Below are 15,368 nucleotides of genomic sequence, written 5' to 3' on the forward strand. Positions count from 1 at the left end.
CTTAAACGTCGCGCTGAGAATTGAGTATTATTGTGCCAAGTTGTCGTGAAGGAACCCTCTATGAAGCAAATTCGTATGCTGGCGCAATATTATGTCGACCTGATGATGAAGTTAGGTCTGGTGCGCTTTTCGCTGCTATTGGCGCTGGCTTTGGTCGTGTTGGCAATTGTGGTGCAGATGGCTGTCACCATGGTGCTGCATGGTCAGGTAGAAAGTATTGATGTTATCCGTTCAATCTTTTTTGGTCTGTTAATTACCCCGTGGGCCGTCTATTTCCTGTCAGTGGTAGTGGAACAACTGGAGGAGTCCCGACAGCGCCTGTCACGACTGGTACAGAAGCTGGAAGAGATGCGTGAGCGCGATCTCAAGCTTAATGTACAACTGAAGGACAATATTGCTCAGCTCAATCAGCAGATCGTAGAACGTGAAAAGGCAGAAGCGGAGCGCCAGGAAACGTTTGAGCAGCTTAAGGTGGAAATTAAAGAGCGCGAAGAAGCGCAGATCCAGCTTGAACAACAGTCCTCTTTTCTGCGTTCTTTCCTCGATGCGTCGCCGGATCTGGTTTTTTATCGCAATGAGGATAAAGAATTTTCCGGCTGTAACCGTGCGATGGAATTGCTGACCGGCAAGAGTGAAAAGCAACTGGTAAATTTAAAACCGGCTGACGTTTATTCCCCTGAGGCGGCAGAGAAGGTTATCGAAACTGATGAGAAAGTGTTCCGCCATAATGTTTCGCTCACTTATGAACAATGGCTGGATTATCCGGACGGACGTAAAGCCTGCTTTGAAATTCGTAAAGTGCCTTATTACGACCGAGTTGGTAAGCGACATGGTCTGATGGGCTTTGGGCGCGATATTACCGAGCGTAAGCGTTATCAGGACGCACTTGAGCGTGCCAGTCGCGATAAGACCACCTTCATTTCGACTATCAGCCACGAGCTGAGAACACCACTGAACGGCATTGTCGGTTTAAGCCGGATCCTGCTGGATACAGATCTGACCGCCGAGCAGGAAAAATACCTCAAAACCATCCACGTTTCTGCCGTCACGTTGGGTAATATTTTCAACGATATTATCGACATGGATAAGATGGAACGGCGTAAAGTCCAACTGGATAACCAGCCGATTGATTTCACCAGCTTTATGGCGGATCTGGAAAACCTGTCAGGCCTTCAGGCGCAACAAAAAGGGCTACGCTTTGTCCTGGAACCGACGTTGCCTCTGCCGCATAAGGTCATCACAGACGGGACGCGTTTACGTCAGATCCTGTGGAACCTGATCAGTAATGCCGTGAAGTTCACCCAGCAAGGACAGGTCACCGTTCGGGCGCGTTATGACGAAGGAAGTATTCTGCATTTTGAAGTTGAAGATTCCGGGATCGGTATTCCGCAGGATGAGCAGGATAAGATCTTCGCCATGTATTATCAGGTGAAAGACAGTAACGGTGGTAAACCGGCAACAGGTACCGGGATTGGTCTCGCGGTATCCCGCCGTCTGGCGAAGAATATGGGGGGGGATATCACGGTCTCCAGCCAGCCAGGAAAAGGTTCAGTCTTTACGCTAACCGTTCATGCGCCTGCCGTAGCGGAAGAGATTGAAGACGCCTTTGAAGAGGATGATATGCCGTTGCCAGCTCTGAATGTGTTGCTGGTAGAGGATATTGAACTGAATGTGATTGTTGCGCGTTCAGTGCTGGAAAAACTAGGCAACAGCGTGGATGTCGCGATGACCGGGAAAGCTGCGCTGGAAATGTTCAAGCCGGGGGAATACGACCTGGTACTGCTGGATATTCAGTTGCCGGATATGACGGGGCTGGATATCTCCAGAGAGCTTACCCAAAAATACGCGCGTGAAGACCTGCCGCCGCTGGTGGCGCTTACTGCCAACGTACTGAAGGATAAGAAAGAATATCTTGATGCGGGAATGGATGACGTGCTGAGTAAGCCATTATCGGTTCCGGCGTTAACCGCCATGATCAAAAAATACTGGGATACCCGAAACAAAGAGGAGAGCACTGTGACATCTGAAGAAAGCAGTAAATCGCAAGCGCTGTTAGATATTCCCATGTTGGAACAATACCTCGAGCTGGTGGGACCGAAGTTGATTACCGATGGGCTGGCGGTGTTTGAGAAGATGATGCCGGGATATTTGAGCGTCCTGGAGTCCAATCTGACTGCGCGTGATAAAAAAGGCGTTGTTGAAGAAGGCCACAAAATCAAAGGTGCTGCGGGATCGGTTGGCCTGCGACATCTGCAGCAACTGGGACAGCAAATTCAATCACCAGATCTTCCTGCCTGGGAAGATAACGTGGCTGAATGGATTGAAGAGATGAAGCAAGAGTGGCAACACGACGTGGCGGTATTAAGAGCCTGGGTAGCGAGCGTGGAAAAAAAATGACCCCGGCTTAACCGGGGTGCGCGAATACTGCGCCAACACCAGGGAAATCGTGGCTGCGCCGTAAATTATTATCATTGTTTACAAGGGCGCAGCCCTAAATTTCAGGCCACACGCAGTTAAGATAGCAAATCTTAAATAATTTGTTACATGAATCAGTTAAATGTGTGAAGCGTAGCATTTTAATAAGAATTATTAATATGCTTCAGTCAGTTGCGAAAGGAGTATCTCGATGAAAAAAGTTGGCGTTGTGCTCAGTGGATGTGGTGTATATGACGGTTCAGAGATCCATGAAGCCGTGCTAACCCTTCTGGCGATAGCTCGCAGCGGTGCTCAGGCTATCTGTTTTGCACCGGATAAACAGCAGGTGGATGTCATTAATCATCTGACGGGTGAGCCGATGCAGGAAGCACGCAACGTCCTGATTGAAGCAGCACGTATTGCGCGGGGTGATATCCGTCCTCTGGCCCAGGCTGTTTCTGCTGAACTTGATGCGCTGATTGTTCCTGGTGGGTTTGGCGCGGCGAAGAATCTGAGTAATTTTGCCAGCCAGGGCAGCGAATGTCGGGTTGATAGCGATTTGGCCGCGCTGGCGGTCGCTATGCATCAGTCAGGAAAACCGCTGGGATTTATGTGTATTGCTCCGGCGATGCTGCCAAAAATCTTTGATTTCCCACTGCGTCTGACAATTGGCACCGATATTGACACCGCGGAAGTGCTGGAAGATATGGGGGGCGAACATGTGCCTTGTCCGGTTGATGATATCGTGGTCGATGAAGACAACAAAATCGTCACTACACCGGCTTATATGCTGGCGCAGGATATAGCCCAGGCCGCAAGCGGTATCGATAAGCTGGTGGCGCGTGTGCTGGTGCTGGCTGAATGAGAAAAGGGGTCGCCGCCTTTTTGCGGCGTATTTTTCTGCGGGTGGTTGTTGTCCTCGCCGTTTTTTGGGGCGGCGGCATCGCGCTATTTAGCGTGGTGCCAGTGCCTTTCTCGGCAGTGATGGTCGAGCGGCAGCTTGGAGCATGGTTACAGGGACATTTCAGCTATGTGGCGCATTCAGACTGGGTCAGCATGGACGATATATCGCCACTGATGGGGCTGGCGGTGATTGCAGCCGAGGACCAAAAATTTCCCGAACACTGGGGATTTGATGTCTCCGCCATAGAGAAAGCGCTGGAGCACAACGAACGTAACGAAAAGCGTATTCGCGGCGCGTCGACGTTGTCGCAGCAGACGGCAAAAAATCTTTTTCTGTGGGATGGGCGTAGCTGGGTGCGTAAAGGTCTGGAGGCTGGTCTGACGCTGGGTATGGAAACAGTCTGGAGCAAGAAACGTATTCTGACCGTCTATCTGAATATTGCTGAGTTTGGCGATGGTGTATTTGGCGTGGAAGCGGCGGCGCAGCGGTATTTCCATAAGCCCGCCAGCCGGTTGAGTCTGTCAGAAGCGGCATTACTGGCGGCGGTATTGCCAAATCCTCTGCGTTTTAAGGCGAATGCACCGTCAGGCTATGTTCGTAGCCGTCAGGCGTGGATCATGCGTCAAATGCGCCAGCTTGGCGGTGAGTCGTTTATGCGGGAAAATAAGCTGTATTAATCGGTGGTGTCGGATGGTGGTGTAAACGCCTTATCCGACCTTCCGGACTACTCTTCGTCAAACCCTGAATTAAACAACGCAATAACCGCTGCAAGGGCTTCAACTTCCTGTGGGCCAGAGGCTTCAATCTCTATCTGACGGCCTTTGGCGGAATCCAGCATTAGCAATGCGATAACGCTGTTTGCTTCGGCTTCCGTTCCTTCATCATTACGTAGCAGTACTTCTGCTTCAAAACCCTGCATTAATTCAAACAGTTTCATTGCGGGCCGGGCATGCATGCCCAGCTTATTCGTGATTTCAACAGTTTGCTTCACGGTCATGATTTACGTTTTTCCAGCGTACGATGGCGTGACTGTACGTTTTTACCGCGTGAGCGGAAGTAGTCTGCCAGTTGCTCTGCAATATACACCGAACGGTGCTTCCCGCCGGTACAGCCGATGGCTACGGTGAGGTAGCTGCGGTTGTTCGTCTCCAGCATGGGTAACCATAGCTCAAGATAGCTGCGAGTCTGGTAGATAAAATTGTGTACTTCTGTGTGTCGATCGAGGAAGGCGGCGACAGGCCTGTCAAGACCGGTCATCGGACGTAGTTTTGGATCCCAGTGTGGGTTAGGCAGGAATCGCACATCAAAGACGTAATCCGCATCTATTGGGATACCGTGTTTGAAACCAAAGGACTCGAATACCATCGTCAGTTCACGTTCACGTTTACCCAACAGTCGGGTACGTAACATTTCCGCCAGTTCGTGCACGGACATTTCCGAGGTATCAACGATCAAGTCTGCGCGGGAACGCAGTGGTTCCAGTAAATCACTTTCTTTATCAATCGCGCTTTCCAGAGATAAGTTTTTGCTGGAGAGCGGGTGCAGACGTCGCGTATCGCTGTAGCGGCGAATCAGCGTGTTACGGTCAGCATCAAGGAACAACAGCTGCGGTGAGAAGCCCTCTGGCAGGTTATTCATCGCCTGTTCGAAAATCTCTGGTGACTCAGGCATGTTACGCACATCAATGCTGACAGCCGCAGAAATTTGGCGATCGGCAAGCGTTCTAGCCAGATCGGGCAACAACACGACGGGGAGGTTATCCACGCAGTAAAAACCCATATCTTCCAGCGCTCGCAGGGCGACAGATTTTCCCGACCCTGAGCGACCGCTGACGATCATCAGTACCATGTACTGTTTCTCCTCACAACGACAGAAAAAGATGCCATTGGGTTATTATGCTTCATCCTGTTCACCTTCGGTGTCCGTGATGATTTGATACAACTCCTGGTCGCTTTGTGCGGCGCGCAGGCGACGACAGATGGTTTTATCTGCCAGGCGTTTTGCAACCAGTGACAGCGTATGCAAATGCGTTTTGGTTTGATCGGCAGGGACCAGCAGAGCGAAAAGCAGATCAACAGGCTGATTATCAATGGCGTCGAAAGCGATGGGGGTTTCGAGTTGAACAAACACGCCGACCGCACGTAACGTATCTTCTTCCAGCTTACCGTGCGGAATTGCAATACCATTGCCGATGCCGGTACTGCCCATTTTCTCACGCGTCAGAATGGCTTCAAACACCACCTGAGGAGGCAAGCTGAGCTGCTTTGCCGCCAGTTCGCTAATGATTTCCAGTGCGCGTTTCTTACTTTGGCAGTGAACGGCCGCGCGTGTACATTCCTGGTTAAGAACATTGCTCAGTTGTAGAGTCGTATCGTTATTTGTCATAATTTCACCTAAGCGCTAACTGTACAAATGGCCTGTTGTGCTTCACAACAGGCCGTCCTGCACCCGCTAACTGCCCGGACAAGTTAGTGCTGTTTCAGTTTATCTTTATGTTTTGTTAGCTGCCGAGCCAGTTTATCAATTAAACCGTCAATGGCGGCGTACATATCCTGACCTTCCGCGCTGGCATGAATTTCGCCACCGTTCACATGCAGTGTTGCATCCGAGATGTGTGTAACCTTCTCCACTTTCAACACAATATAAACCTGATTAATCCTGTCGAAATATTGCTCAAGTTTGGCGAACTTTGTGGTAACAAAGTCGCGCAGGGCTTCAGTAATTTCGACGTTATTTCCAGTGATGTTGAGCTGCATAGTGTCTTCCTTATCGGTTGGGTCAGACCAGTTGTTTGCGCTGGTTAGACGGCGGAATGGATAAAGACTCTCGGTACTTCGCAACGGTGCGGCGCGCCACCATGATACCCTGTTCTGACAGCATAGAGGTTAACTTGCTGTCACTCAGCGGTTTCGCAGGGTTCTCCGCAGCAATTAATTTCTTCACCAGCGCGCGTATCGCTGTAGAAGAGGCTTCGCCTCCACCTTCAGTATTTACGTGACTGGAGAAGAAATACTTCAATTCAAAAATGCCGCGCGGACTGTGCAGGTATTTTTGCGTGGTCACTCGGGAAATGGTCGATTCGTGCATCTCGACGGCCTGGGCGATATCCGCCAGCACCATCGGTTTCATAAACTCTTCGCCTTGTTCAAAGAAGGCTTGCTGTTGCTCAACAATACAGCGACTGACGCGCAACAGTGTGTCATTACGGCTTTCCAGGCTTTTTATCAGCCACTTCGCATCCTGCAGATTACTACGGATAAACTGGCTGTCTGCATCGTTACGCGCACCGTTACACATGGCGGCGTAGTGCTGGTTGATTTGTAAGCGCGGAATGCTGTCGCTGTTCAGTTCGACGACCCAGCGATCGTTATGCTTACGTACCAGCACATCCGGGATCACGTATTCCGGTTCACCCGTCTGGATCGACTGTCCGGGTCTTGGGTCGAGCGACTGGATAAGATTTACAGCCTCTTTCAGTACATCTTCTTTCAGTCGGGTCACGCGCATCAGCGTGCGGAAGTCGTGATTGGCGAGCAGATCAAGATGATCGCTGATGATCAGGCGAGTTTCTTCCAGCCATGGTGTGGCTTTGTCAAACTGCGAAAGTTGGATCAGTAAGCAGTCACGGAGATCTTTTGCCGCAACACCAACAGGATCAAAACGTTGAACGCGTTTAAGCACGGCCTCGATTTCATCCATACCGATGTCATCATCGCCCATGCTTTCGAGAATTTCGTCCAGAGAAACCGTGAGATACCCTGTATCATCCACCGCGTCTACAATTGACGTCGCAATGGCGCGATCGGTATCCGAAAATGGAGTCAGCTCCACTTGCCACATTAGATAATCTTGTAGCGATTGCGTGGTTTCACCCTGATACACCGGCAGTTCGTCGTCAATGTAATCCCCGCTGGCCCCAGACGGCGTACCCGCGGTGTAAATTTCATCCCAACTGGTGTCTAGCGGTAGCTCTTCCGGCATCTCTTTTTGTTCGAGTGCATCTGCAGTATCGAGAGATTCGCTGTCCTGTTTTTCCTGGGTGTCAATTTCGTCGTGAAGATCGGTTTGCTCGAGCAGTGGGTTACTTTCCAGCGCTTGCTGAAGTTCTTGCTGAAGTTCCAGCGTGGACAGCTGCAACAGACGGATAGCCTGTTGAAGCTGAGGCGTCATCGCCAGTTGTTGGCTAAGCCTGAGTTGCAAACCTTGCTTCATGTTCAGAGTTGTTTTCTCCCGCGGTAACGTGAAGTCTTCTACCCTATCAGAGTCTGAAGTCTTCCCCAAGGTATACGCGCTTAACGTGTTCGTCTTGCAGTATTTCGGTAGGCGTACCGTGTGCGATCAGATGCCCCTGGCTCACAATGTAGGCTCGCTCACAGACCGCCAGCGTTTCGCGAACGTTATGGTCGGTAATCAGCACGCCCAGTCCGCTATCTCGCAGGTGTTCAATGATGCGTTTGATATCAATAACGGAAATCGGGTCAACGCCGGCAAAGGGTTCATCCAGCAGGATAAATTTCGGATTTGCAGCCAGCGCACGGGCGATTTCCACACGGCGCCGTTCACCGCCGGACAGCGATTGCCCCAGGCTGTCGCGCAGATGTTCGATATGGAATTCTTCCATCAGTTCGTTGGCGCGATCTTCACGTTGTTCACTGGAAAGATCGTCACGAATTTGCAGCACTGCCATCAGGTTATCAAATACGCTCAGGCGACGAAAAATAGAGGCTTCCTGCGGTAAGTAGCCGATGCCGCGACGTGCGCGCGCATGCAGCGGCAGCAGGCTGATGTCTTCATCATCAATGATGATGTTGCCAGCATCGCGCGGCACAATGCCGACAACCATGTAAAAGGTCGTTGTTTTACCCGCACCGTTAGGGCCGAGCAGACCAACGATCTCCCCGGAGTTGACGGTCAAACTGACATCTTCCACTACGCGGCGGCCTTTGTAGGCTTTTGCAAGATTCTTTGCAGTTAATGTTGCCATAACGAATCAGTTACCTTTTTTCTCTGCCGGAGCCTTGGTTTTGCCTTTATCCTGCAGTTGTGACGGCACCAGTACAGTGGTGACGCGTTTGCCTTTATCACTGAAGGCCTGCATTTTCTGCTCTTTAACCAGATAGGTTATTTTGTCGCCGGAGATATTGCTGTCTACCTGCTCCAGATAAGCTTTGCCAGTCAGCACGACGAAATCTTTTGCCAGTTCATAGTGCATTTGTGACGCGTGGCCGTTAACGGGTTTACCGTTATCCTGCATCTGGTAAAACGTTGCCGGGTTACCATAACCATCGATCACTTCTTTACCGTCTTCACCGCCGGGGCGGGTCACGACGACTTTATCGGCATTAATTTTGATGGTGCCCTGGGTCACGACCACATTACCGGTAAACGTTACCACGTTGCCCTGCATATCCAGGGATTGTTGATCCGATTCAATGTGGATCGGTTGCTCGGTATCGCCGGTTACGGCAAATGCCGGAATGCTGGCGGCCAGAAGTGAGCTGGCAAGCACAAGGTTAAGGCTGAGTTTGTTTGTTTTGAATTTCATATGAGGTTCTAACCTTTTCAATCAGCTCGGCGTTCTTGCTGCGTAAGTTGCCGCGCATCTTCAGTCCGCTGGAGTTAAATGTTGTTCCGTACAACGTAACCAGATCATCCGAAGTAACATCTTGCGTCACCAGGTTAATCTGCGCGTTATCGGTAGTAATTCTGCGTAGTTGAGAGTCAGGAACCAGCGCGTTGACTTCAACGTGGCCATACAGATAGAGCATACGATCATTGGTTAATTTGGCTTTATCGGCCTTGATTGACCAGGTCGGTACTTTATCCTTATCAAATGTGGTTAATACTGGTTGAGTAAACCACGAAACAGCCTGATCTGAATAATATTCAACGTGTTGAGCGATCAAGCGATAGCTTAGTGCGCCTTCCGGGCTATATACAACGGTATCGGTATGTTCGCTCTTATAGGTTGGCTCATTGCTATTCACCACTACTTCAGTGGTGTCGTCTTTGTCTGCCAGGTTAATACCAATCAGCACAAGGATAGCCAGCGACAGTAGAATGATAACCCAACGTCTGGTTTTGCTCATATCGATTGCCCTTTGGCCTCATCCAGTTTGCCCTGCGCCAGGAGTAATAAATCGCAGACTTCACGTACAGCGCCACGCCCCCCGTCGATGTGGGTGACATAGTCGGCACGCGGGATCAGCAAAGGATGTGCATCCGCTACCGCTACGCTTAATCCCACTTTTTCCATCACCGGCCAGTCGATCAGATCGTCGCCAACGTACGCTACATTTTCAGGTGCAATCGCCAGTTTCTTGAGTAGGTCGTCAAAGGCGACCAGTTTGTCAGATTGCCCCTGGTAGAGATGAGCGATCCCCAGAGTGGCACAACGATCTTCTACAAGTTTAGCCTTTCGTCCGGTAATAATGGCAACCTCAATACCTGAAGTGAGCGCACAACGAATTCCGTAGCCATCACGAACGTTAAATGCTTTCAGCTCTTCGCCATTGTTGCCCATATAAATCAGACCGTCAGACAGAACGCCATCCACGTCAAGGATGAGCAGACGAATATTTTCTGCCCTGGTGATGACTTCAGTGCTGACGGGTCCATAACAGGTCGCAAGCGACGCACCTGCTTTACTCATTTCTTTTATCCTTGAATTTCTACACTACGCCTGCACGCAGCAGATCATGCATATGTAACACACCGAGTAACTGGTCGCCATCAGCAACCATTACCGAAGTGATATGGCGGGACTGCATTAAGTTCAGGGCATCAACGGCAAGAATGCCTGGACGCACACGAATGCCTCCAGGTGTCATGACATCAGCAATGCCTAACTGACGTACATCGACACCCATATCAAAAACACGGCGTAAGTCGCCATCCGTGAAGATGCCGTCAATCTTCATTTTGTCATCGCAGATGACGGTCATACCGAGATTCTTACGAGTGATCTCAAGTAAGGCATCACGCAGGCTGGCGCGCTTGTTCACATGCGGGATCTCGTCGCCCGTATGCATAATATCGTTAACGCGTAATAAAAGCTTACGACCCAATGCGCCACCCGGGTGAGATAACGCAAAATCTTCTGCGGTAAAGCCGCGAGCTTTTAATAATGCAACAGCAAGTGCATCACCCATCACCAGCGTCGCGGTTGTACTACTGGTCGGTGCCAGACCTAACGGGCAGGCCTCCTTAGGCACTTTAACACATAGATGCACATCTGCCGCACGTGCCATGCTGCTTTCCGGACGACCGGTCATGCAGATAAGCGGCACGTGAAGGCGTTTTAGAACCGGGATTAACGCTGCAATCTCATTTGATTCGCCTGAGTTAGAAATGGCGATCACGACGTCTTGCGGCGATACCATACCCAGATCGCCATGCGCGGCTTCGCCAGGATGTACGAAAAATGACGGGGTGCCAGTGCTGGCAAAAGTGGCGGCCATTTTCCGCCCGATATGCCCAGATTTTCCCATCCCCATGACCACAACTTTGCCCGGGCAACCGAATATTTTTTCACATGCGAGGGTAAAATTCTGGTTGATATACTGATCAAGCTCCGCCAGGCCTTCACGTTCAATTGCCAGGACTTCCTTACCTGCTTGCTGAAAGTCAAAACCCGGTTGCAACTCTAAGTGCGACATAATGCGTTTCCAGTTATCCAACGAGAAGTGGCGATAACCAATACAGCATCGCCAGCCATATGATAAAACCGCCAGTCAATAGCGCACCAGCGCCTCGACTTATCTGGCGCGGACGTCGCCAGCAGAGTAATGCAAAAATAACGCTCACCAGCAACATGACGCTATAATCACGGCTGAAGGCCATCGGATTGACCTCGCCCGGTGTGATCAGTGCGGGCAGTCCGAGGACGATTACAATATTAAAAATGTTCGCGCCGATGATATTGCCAACGGCGATATCGTTTTCACCCTTGCGCAGACCTGCGATTGCCGTTGCCAGTTCAGGCAGGCTGGTGCCAATGGCCACCACCGTCAAACCGATAGTGAGTTCGCTCATGGCAAAGTAATTCGCCAGCACAGTGGCGTTATCCACCACCATACGTGTTGCCATCGGCATAATAATCAGCGCAATACCCAACCATAAAAATGCGACGGGCAGTCCGCCTTCGCGAGGCAGCTCCGCCACTTGCTCCCGGGTAAGGCTGTCATTTCCTTGCCGCTCTGCCAGACGCGCGATTTTAACAATGAATAGCAGCCATAGCACGGCAAGAAGCAGCAGAAAAAAACCATCGCTGCGACTTAGTTGCCCGTCATACAGTACGGATGCAGCGAGTATGCTCACCAGCAACATTAGCGGTAATTCCCGACGCAGAACATCAGAATGCACGGTAAAAGGGTGAATCAGTGCTGACAGGCCTAAAATGAGAAGAATGTTGGTGATGTTGGAGCCGATAGCTGTACCGACGGCTAAGTCGAGCTGCCCATTCATCGATGCGGCAACGGAGACAATAATCTCAGGTAATGATGTACCAATGCTGACGACTGTCATCCCAATGATGATCGGGGGAATGCCAAACGTTCGGCATAAAATGGATGCGGCAAACACCATACGGTCGGCACCGTAGACCACCAGAAGTAAACCAATTATTAACAGCGCCGTCGCTAAAAGCATCTAAAGTCCTTTCTTCAGGTATACTCGCCGGTCCACTGAAGGATCTTCTGGAAGCCGTGACGAATTCTTAATTTTGACTTTATGCGGCTAAAAAGTAAAACAAATGCCAGCTTTCGCTAACCAGGGTGGGTAATAATCTGTAAATATGTTGGGTTCAGGGCTAAATTGAGCGCCAAACTCTTCGAACAACGAGGCAATAGTAAAGGATGAATCAATGGGTCAGTCTGTGGCGAATCTAGTCGATATGCGCGATGTCAGCTTTTCCCGAGGCGATCGCTGCATTTTTGATAATATTTCCCTGACGGTGCCGCGCGGAAAGGTAACGGCGATCATGGGGCCATCAGGCATCGGTAAAACAACGCTGTTGCGTTTGATTGGCGGACAGATCCCCCCGGATAACGGCGAGATACTTTTTGATGGCGAGAACGTCCCTGCTATGTCTCGTTCGCGTTTGTACACCGTGCGTAAGCGTATGAGCATGCTGTTTCAGTCAGGTGCGTTGTTTACCGACATGAATGTGTTTGATAACGTTGCCTATCCCCTGCGTGAGCATACAACGTTACCCGCGCCGTTGCTGAGAAGCACGGTGATGATGAAACTGGAGGCTGTCGGCCTGCGCGGTGCGGCAAAATTAATGCCTTCTGAATTATCTGGTGGGATGGCGCGGCGTGCGGCATTAGCACGCGCTATCGCGCTGGAGCCAGACCTCATCATGTTTGATGAACCGTTTGTCGGTCAGGATCCCATTACCATGGGCGTGTTGGTGAAGCTGATTTCAGAGCTGAACAGCGTACTGGGCGTTACCTGTGTAGTGGTGTCTCATGATGTGCCAGAGGTACTGAGTATTGCGGATTACGCCTATATTATGGCGGACAAAAAAATAGTGGCCTACGGTAGTGCTCAGGCACTACAAGAAAATGCCGATCCGCGGGTGCGCCAGTTCCTTGACGGTATTGCCGATGGGCCGGTTCCATTCCGCTACCCGGCGGGCGATTACCACACTGATTTACTCAAAACAGGGAGTTAAGCCACCCATGCTGTTAAATGCGCTGGCATCACTCGGGCATCGAGGGATAAAAACCCTCCGGACGTTCGGGCGCGCCGGATTAATGTTGTTCAATGCGGTAGTCGGCAAGCCGGAGTTTCGCAAACATGCGCCGCTGCTGATCCGTCAGCTCTATAATGTCGGCGTCTTATCGATGCTTATCATTATTGTTTCTGGCGTGTTCATCGGTATGGTGCTGGGGTTGCAGGGATATCTGGTACTGACGACTTACAGCGCGGAAACCAGCCTTGGTATGCTCGTGGCGCTTTCATTGCTGCGCGAGCTGGGGCCGGTCGTTGCGGCGTTGCTTTTCGCCGGACGAGCTGGCTCTGCCTTAACCGCAGAAATCGGCCTGATGCGGGCGACCGAGCAGCTTTCCAGTATGGAAATGATGGCGGTCGATCCACTGCGCCGCGTGATCTCTCCGCGTTTTTGGGCTGGAGTCATTTCGCTGCCGCTGCTGACGATTATTTTTGTCGCAGTGGGTATCTGGGGCGGCTCACTGGTTGGCGTAAGCTGGAAGGGGATTGACGCAGGCTTTTTCTGGTCTGCGATGCAGAATGCCGTCGACTGGCGTCTGGATCTGGTCAACTGTTTGATTAAGAGCGTGGTGTTCGCCATTACGGTCACATGGATTGCATTGTTCAATGGTTATGATGCTATTCCGACCTCTGCCGGCATTAGCCGGGCAACGACACGCACCGTTGTGCACGCATCTCTTGCCGTTTTGGGGCTGGATTTTGTGCTGACCGCATTGATGTTTGGGAATTGAGTTCATGCAAACGAAAAAAAATGAGATTTGGGTCGGGTTATTCCTGCTGGTTGCGCTGCTGGCGGCGTTGTTTGTTTGTCTGAAAGCAGCCAATGTCACTTCCATGCGTACCGAGCCGACCTACACGATTTATGCGACCTTTGATAATATCGGCGGCTTGAGAGAGCGTTCTCCGGTACGGATTGGCGGGGTAGTGGTTGGACGCGTTGCAGACATTTCGTTAGATCCGAAAACGTACCTGCCACGTGTAACGCTGGAAATTGAAGAGCGCTTTAACCATATTCCCGATACCAGTTCACTGAGTATCCGTACCTCCGGCCTGTTGGGTGAGCAGTATCTGGCCCTGAACGTTGGTTTTGAAGATCCTGAGCTGGGAACGTCTATCCTGAAAGATGGCGGTACGATTCAGGACACCAAATCCGCGATGGTGCTGGAAGATATGATTGGTCAGTTCCTTTACAACAGCAACAGTAAAGGTGATGACAATAAGAATTCTGGCGATGCGTCATCTGCGGCAGAAGGCAATAATGAAGCCACTACGCCTGCGGGCGCAACGAAGTAATCTCAGGAGAATCGACGTATGTTTAAACGATTGATGATGGTGGCTATGCTGGTTATTGCCCCACTTAGCGCCGCAAATGCAGCGGATCAGACTAATCCTTACAAACAGATGAATGAGGCGGCGCAGAAAACTTTTGACCGTCTGAAAAACGAGCAACCAAAAATTCGTTCTAATCCGGAATACTTGCGCGTTATCGTCGATCAGGAACTGCTGCCGTACGTTCAGGTAAAATATGCCGGAGCACTGGTACTGGGCCGTTATTACAAAGATGCGACGCCAGCGCAGCGTGACGCGTATTTCACTGCATTTCGTGAGTACCTGAAGCAAGCCTATGGCCAGGCGCTGGCAATGTATCACGGCCAGACCTATCAGATCGCCCCGGAACAACCACTGGGCGATGCGACCATCGTGCCGATCCGCGTGACCATCAACGATCCAAATGGCCGCCCTCCTGTGCGCCTGGATTTCCAGTGGCGTAAAAATTCCCAGACCGGTAACTGGCAGGCATATGACATGATCGCCGAAGGCGTCAGCATGATCACCACGAAACAGAATGAGTGGAGTGACCTGTTGCGTACCAAAGGTATCGATGGCCTGACAGCGCAGCTGAAATCTATTTCTCAGCAGAAAATCACTCTGGAAGAGAAAAAATAATGACGCAGTCACTCACCTGGGCGCGTGAAGGTGACAAGCTGGTACTCAAGGGAGAACTGGATCAGGACGTGCTAAATCCGCTCTGGGATGCGCGTGTTGAAGCGATGAAAGGGGTAACCTGCATTGACCTGAGCCAGGTTTCCCGGGTTGATACCGGTGGACTGGCATTATTGCTACACCTGATTGACCAGGGCAAGCAGCAGGGAAATAGCGTTTCGCTCAGCGGTGTTAACGAAAAGGTTTACACACTGGCGCAGCTTTACAATCTGCCCGACGATGTCCTTCCCCGCCTGTAATCAATGCCGGATGGTGGCGTAAGCGCCTATCCGGCCTACATATTCACGTTGATCCTGTAGGCCTGATAAGA

The 15,368-nt window shown here is 51.0% G+C and carries 19 protein-coding genes; 8 read left to right on the forward strand and 11 right to left on the reverse strand.

Features of this window, described 5'->3' with window-relative positions; all coding sequences use genetic code 11:
- The first annotated feature begins 60 nt into the window (after nucleotides 1–60).
- The 3 genes from arcB (at nucleotide 61) to mtgA (ending at nucleotide 3,996) form a co-directional block, all read left to right on the forward strand.
- Nucleotides 61–2,397, forward strand: coding sequence for an aerobic respiration two-component sensor histidine kinase ArcB (gene arcB, locus SK36_RS00295; RefSeq protein ID WP_045448104.1), 2,337 nt, complete (start codon nucleotides 61–63; stop codon nucleotides 2,395–2,397).
- 229 nt (nucleotides 2,398–2,626) lie between these two features.
- Nucleotides 2,627–3,280 (forward strand): isoprenoid biosynthesis glyoxalase ElbB, encoded by a 654-nt coding sequence (gene elbB, locus SK36_RS00300; RefSeq protein WP_045448101.1) that lies wholly within the window; start codon nucleotides 2,627–2,629, stop codon nucleotides 3,278–3,280.
- On the forward strand, nucleotides 3,277–3,996 hold the full coding sequence (mtgA, locus tag SK36_RS00305; RefSeq protein WP_048220480.1) for a monofunctional biosynthetic peptidoglycan transglycosylase: 720 nt from the start codon (nucleotides 3,277–3,279) through the stop codon (nucleotides 3,994–3,996). The genes elbB and mtgA overlap by 4 nt, the downstream gene beginning before the upstream one ends.
- Before the next feature lie 47 nt (nucleotides 3,997–4,043).
- On the opposite strand, the gene npr is transcribed toward mtgA, so the two are convergent.
- The 11 genes from npr to SK36_RS00360 all read right to left on the reverse strand — a co-directional run bounded on the left by npr (nucleotide 4,044) and on the right by SK36_RS00360 (nucleotide 11,968).
- The gene (npr, locus tag SK36_RS00310) at nucleotides 4,044–4,316 is read right to left on the reverse strand and encodes a PTS phosphocarrier protein NPr (protein WP_045448095.1); all 273 of its coding nucleotides are present in this window, start codon (nucleotides 4,314–4,316) and stop codon (nucleotides 4,044–4,046) included.
- Nucleotides 4,313–5,167 (reverse strand): RNase adapter RapZ, encoded by an 855-nt coding sequence (gene rapZ, locus SK36_RS00315; RefSeq protein ID WP_003025085.1) that lies wholly within the window; start codon nucleotides 5,165–5,167, stop codon nucleotides 4,313–4,315. Before rapZ ends, npr begins: the two co-directional genes overlap by 4 nt.
- A gap of 45 nt (nucleotides 5,168–5,212) precedes the next feature.
- A complete protein-coding gene (gene ptsN / locus SK36_RS00320) occupies nucleotides 5,213–5,704 on the reverse strand; it encodes a PTS IIA-like nitrogen regulatory protein PtsN (protein ID WP_045448092.1) in 492 nt (163 codons plus the stop codon).
- A gap of 83 nt (nucleotides 5,705–5,787) precedes the next feature.
- Nucleotides 5,788–6,075 (reverse strand): ribosome hibernation promoting factor, encoded by a 288-nt coding sequence (gene hpf / locus SK36_RS00325; RefSeq protein WP_005121327.1) that lies wholly within the window; start codon nucleotides 6,073–6,075, stop codon nucleotides 5,788–5,790.
- Nucleotides 6,076–6,097: 22 nt separating this feature from the next.
- Nucleotides 6,098–7,531, reverse strand: coding sequence for an RNA polymerase factor sigma-54 (gene rpoN, locus SK36_RS00330; protein WP_045448089.1), 1,434 nt, complete (start codon nucleotides 7,529–7,531; stop codon nucleotides 6,098–6,100).
- A gap of 46 nt (nucleotides 7,532–7,577) precedes the next feature.
- The gene (gene lptB, locus SK36_RS00335; RefSeq protein ID WP_040234138.1) at nucleotides 7,578–8,303 is read right to left on the reverse strand and encodes an LPS export ABC transporter ATP-binding protein; all 726 of its coding nucleotides are present in this window, start codon (nucleotides 8,301–8,303) and stop codon (nucleotides 7,578–7,580) included.
- Between the two features lie 6 nt (nucleotides 8,304–8,309).
- Nucleotides 8,310–8,864 carry a lipopolysaccharide ABC transporter substrate-binding protein LptA gene (gene lptA, locus SK36_RS00340; RefSeq protein WP_045448086.1) on the reverse strand — a complete coding sequence of 185 codons (555 nt, stop codon included), beginning with the start codon at nucleotides 8,862–8,864 and terminating at the stop codon, nucleotides 8,310–8,312.
- On the reverse strand, nucleotides 8,833–9,408 hold the full coding sequence (gene lptC / locus SK36_RS00345) for an LPS export ABC transporter periplasmic protein LptC (RefSeq protein ID WP_045448083.1): 576 nt from the start codon (nucleotides 9,406–9,408) through the stop codon (nucleotides 8,833–8,835). The genes lptA and lptC overlap by 32 nt, the downstream gene beginning before the upstream one ends.
- Nucleotides 9,405–9,971 carry a 3-deoxy-manno-octulosonate-8-phosphatase KdsC gene (gene kdsC / locus SK36_RS00350; protein ID WP_045448081.1) on the reverse strand — a complete coding sequence of 189 codons (567 nt, stop codon included), beginning with the start codon at nucleotides 9,969–9,971 and terminating at the stop codon, nucleotides 9,405–9,407. Before kdsC ends, lptC begins: the two co-directional genes overlap by 4 nt.
- A gap of 19 nt (nucleotides 9,972–9,990) precedes the next feature.
- Nucleotides 9,991–10,977, reverse strand: coding sequence for an arabinose-5-phosphate isomerase KdsD (gene kdsD / locus SK36_RS00355; protein ID WP_048220481.1), 987 nt, complete (start codon nucleotides 10,975–10,977; stop codon nucleotides 9,991–9,993).
- Nucleotides 10,978–10,990: 13 nt separating this feature from the next.
- Complete coding sequence (locus tag SK36_RS00360) at nucleotides 10,991–11,968, reverse strand: calcium/sodium antiporter (RefSeq protein WP_045448076.1); 978 nt, start codon at nucleotides 11,966–11,968, stop codon at nucleotides 10,991–10,993.
- Between the two features lie 214 nt (nucleotides 11,969–12,182).
- Between SK36_RS00360 and mlaF the strand changes: the two genes are divergently transcribed.
- From mlaF to mlaB, 5 genes are read left to right on the forward strand one after another with little or no spacing between them, the layout of a single operon-like run.
- A complete protein-coding gene (gene mlaF, locus SK36_RS00365) occupies nucleotides 12,183–12,995 on the forward strand; it encodes a phospholipid ABC transporter ATP-binding protein MlaF (protein WP_045448073.1) in 813 nt (270 codons plus the stop codon).
- A gap of 7 nt (nucleotides 12,996–13,002) precedes the next feature.
- On the forward strand, nucleotides 13,003–13,785 hold the full coding sequence (gene mlaE / locus SK36_RS00370) for a lipid asymmetry maintenance ABC transporter permease subunit MlaE (RefSeq protein ID WP_045448070.1): 783 nt from the start codon (nucleotides 13,003–13,005) through the stop codon (nucleotides 13,783–13,785).
- Between the two features lie 4 nt (nucleotides 13,786–13,789).
- Nucleotides 13,790–14,347 (forward strand): outer membrane lipid asymmetry maintenance protein MlaD, encoded by a 558-nt coding sequence (mlaD, locus tag SK36_RS00375; protein ID WP_045449803.1) that lies wholly within the window; start codon nucleotides 13,790–13,792, stop codon nucleotides 14,345–14,347.
- Nucleotides 14,348–14,365: 18 nt separating this feature from the next.
- A complete protein-coding gene (gene mlaC / locus SK36_RS00380; RefSeq protein WP_045448067.1) occupies nucleotides 14,366–15,001 on the forward strand; it encodes a phospholipid-binding protein MlaC in 636 nt (211 codons plus the stop codon).
- Nucleotides 15,001–15,297 (forward strand): lipid asymmetry maintenance protein MlaB, encoded by a 297-nt coding sequence (mlaB, locus tag SK36_RS00385; RefSeq protein ID WP_048220482.1) that lies wholly within the window; start codon nucleotides 15,001–15,003, stop codon nucleotides 15,295–15,297. The genes mlaC and mlaB overlap by 1 nt, the downstream gene beginning before the upstream one ends.
- Nucleotides 15,298–15,368 lie beyond the last annotated feature (71 nt).

The organism is Citrobacter sp. MGH106 (assembly GCF_001037495.1).
In the GTDB taxonomy this organism is placed as follows: domain Bacteria; phylum Pseudomonadota; class Gammaproteobacteria; order Enterobacterales; family Enterobacteriaceae; genus Citrobacter; species Citrobacter murliniae.

Coding starts and splice junctions, on each gene's coding strand:
- arcB (WP_045448104.1), top strand. CDS start 61: ATGAAGCAAATTCGTATGCTGGCGCAATATTATGTCGACCTGATGATG.
- elbB (WP_045448101.1), top strand. CDS start 2,627: ATGAAAAAAGTTGGCGTTGTGCTCAGTGGATGTGGTGTATATGACGGT.
- mtgA (WP_048220480.1), top strand. CDS start 3,277: ATGAGAAAAGGGGTCGCCGCCTTTTTGCGGCGTATTTTTCTGCGGGTG.
- npr (WP_045448095.1), bottom strand. CDS start 4,316: ATGACCGTGAAGCAAACTGTTGAAATCACGAATAAGCTGGGCATGCAT.
- rapZ (WP_003025085.1), bottom strand. CDS start 5,167: ATGGTACTGATGATCGTCAGCGGTCGCTCAGGGTCGGGAAAATCTGTC.
- ptsN (WP_045448092.1), bottom strand. CDS start 5,704: ATGACAAATAACGATACGACTCTACAACTGAGCAATGTTCTTAACCAG.
- hpf (WP_005121327.1), bottom strand. CDS start 6,075: ATGCAGCTCAACATCACTGGAAATAACGTCGAAATTACTGAAGCCCTG.
- rpoN (WP_045448089.1), bottom strand. CDS start 7,531: ATGAAGCAAGGTTTGCAACTCAGGCTTAGCCAACAACTGGCGATGACG.
- lptB (WP_040234138.1), bottom strand. CDS start 8,303: ATGGCAACATTAACTGCAAAGAATCTTGCAAAAGCCTACAAAGGCCGC.
- lptA (WP_045448086.1), bottom strand. CDS start 8,864: ATGAAATTCAAAACAAACAAACTCAGCCTTAACCTTGTGCTTGCCAGC.
- lptC (WP_045448083.1), bottom strand. CDS start 9,408: ATGAGCAAAACCAGACGTTGGGTTATCATTCTACTGTCGCTGGCTATC.
- kdsC (WP_045448081.1), bottom strand. CDS start 9,971: ATGAGTAAAGCAGGTGCGTCGCTTGCGACCTGTTATGGACCCGTCAGC.
- kdsD (WP_048220481.1), bottom strand. CDS start 10,977: ATGTCGCACTTAGAGTTGCAACCGGGTTTTGACTTTCAGCAAGCAGGT.
- SK36_RS00360 (WP_045448076.1), bottom strand. CDS start 11,968: ATGCTTTTAGCGACGGCGCTGTTAATAATTGGTTTACTTCTGGTGGTC.
- mlaF (WP_045448073.1), top strand. CDS start 12,183: ATGGGTCAGTCTGTGGCGAATCTAGTCGATATGCGCGATGTCAGCTTT.
- mlaE (WP_045448070.1), top strand. CDS start 13,003: ATGCTGTTAAATGCGCTGGCATCACTCGGGCATCGAGGGATAAAAACC.
- mlaD (WP_045449803.1), top strand. CDS start 13,790: ATGCAAACGAAAAAAAATGAGATTTGGGTCGGGTTATTCCTGCTGGTT.
- mlaC (WP_045448067.1), top strand. CDS start 14,366: ATGTTTAAACGATTGATGATGGTGGCTATGCTGGTTATTGCCCCACTT.
- mlaB (WP_048220482.1), top strand. CDS start 15,001: ATGACGCAGTCACTCACCTGGGCGCGTGAAGGTGACAAGCTGGTACTC.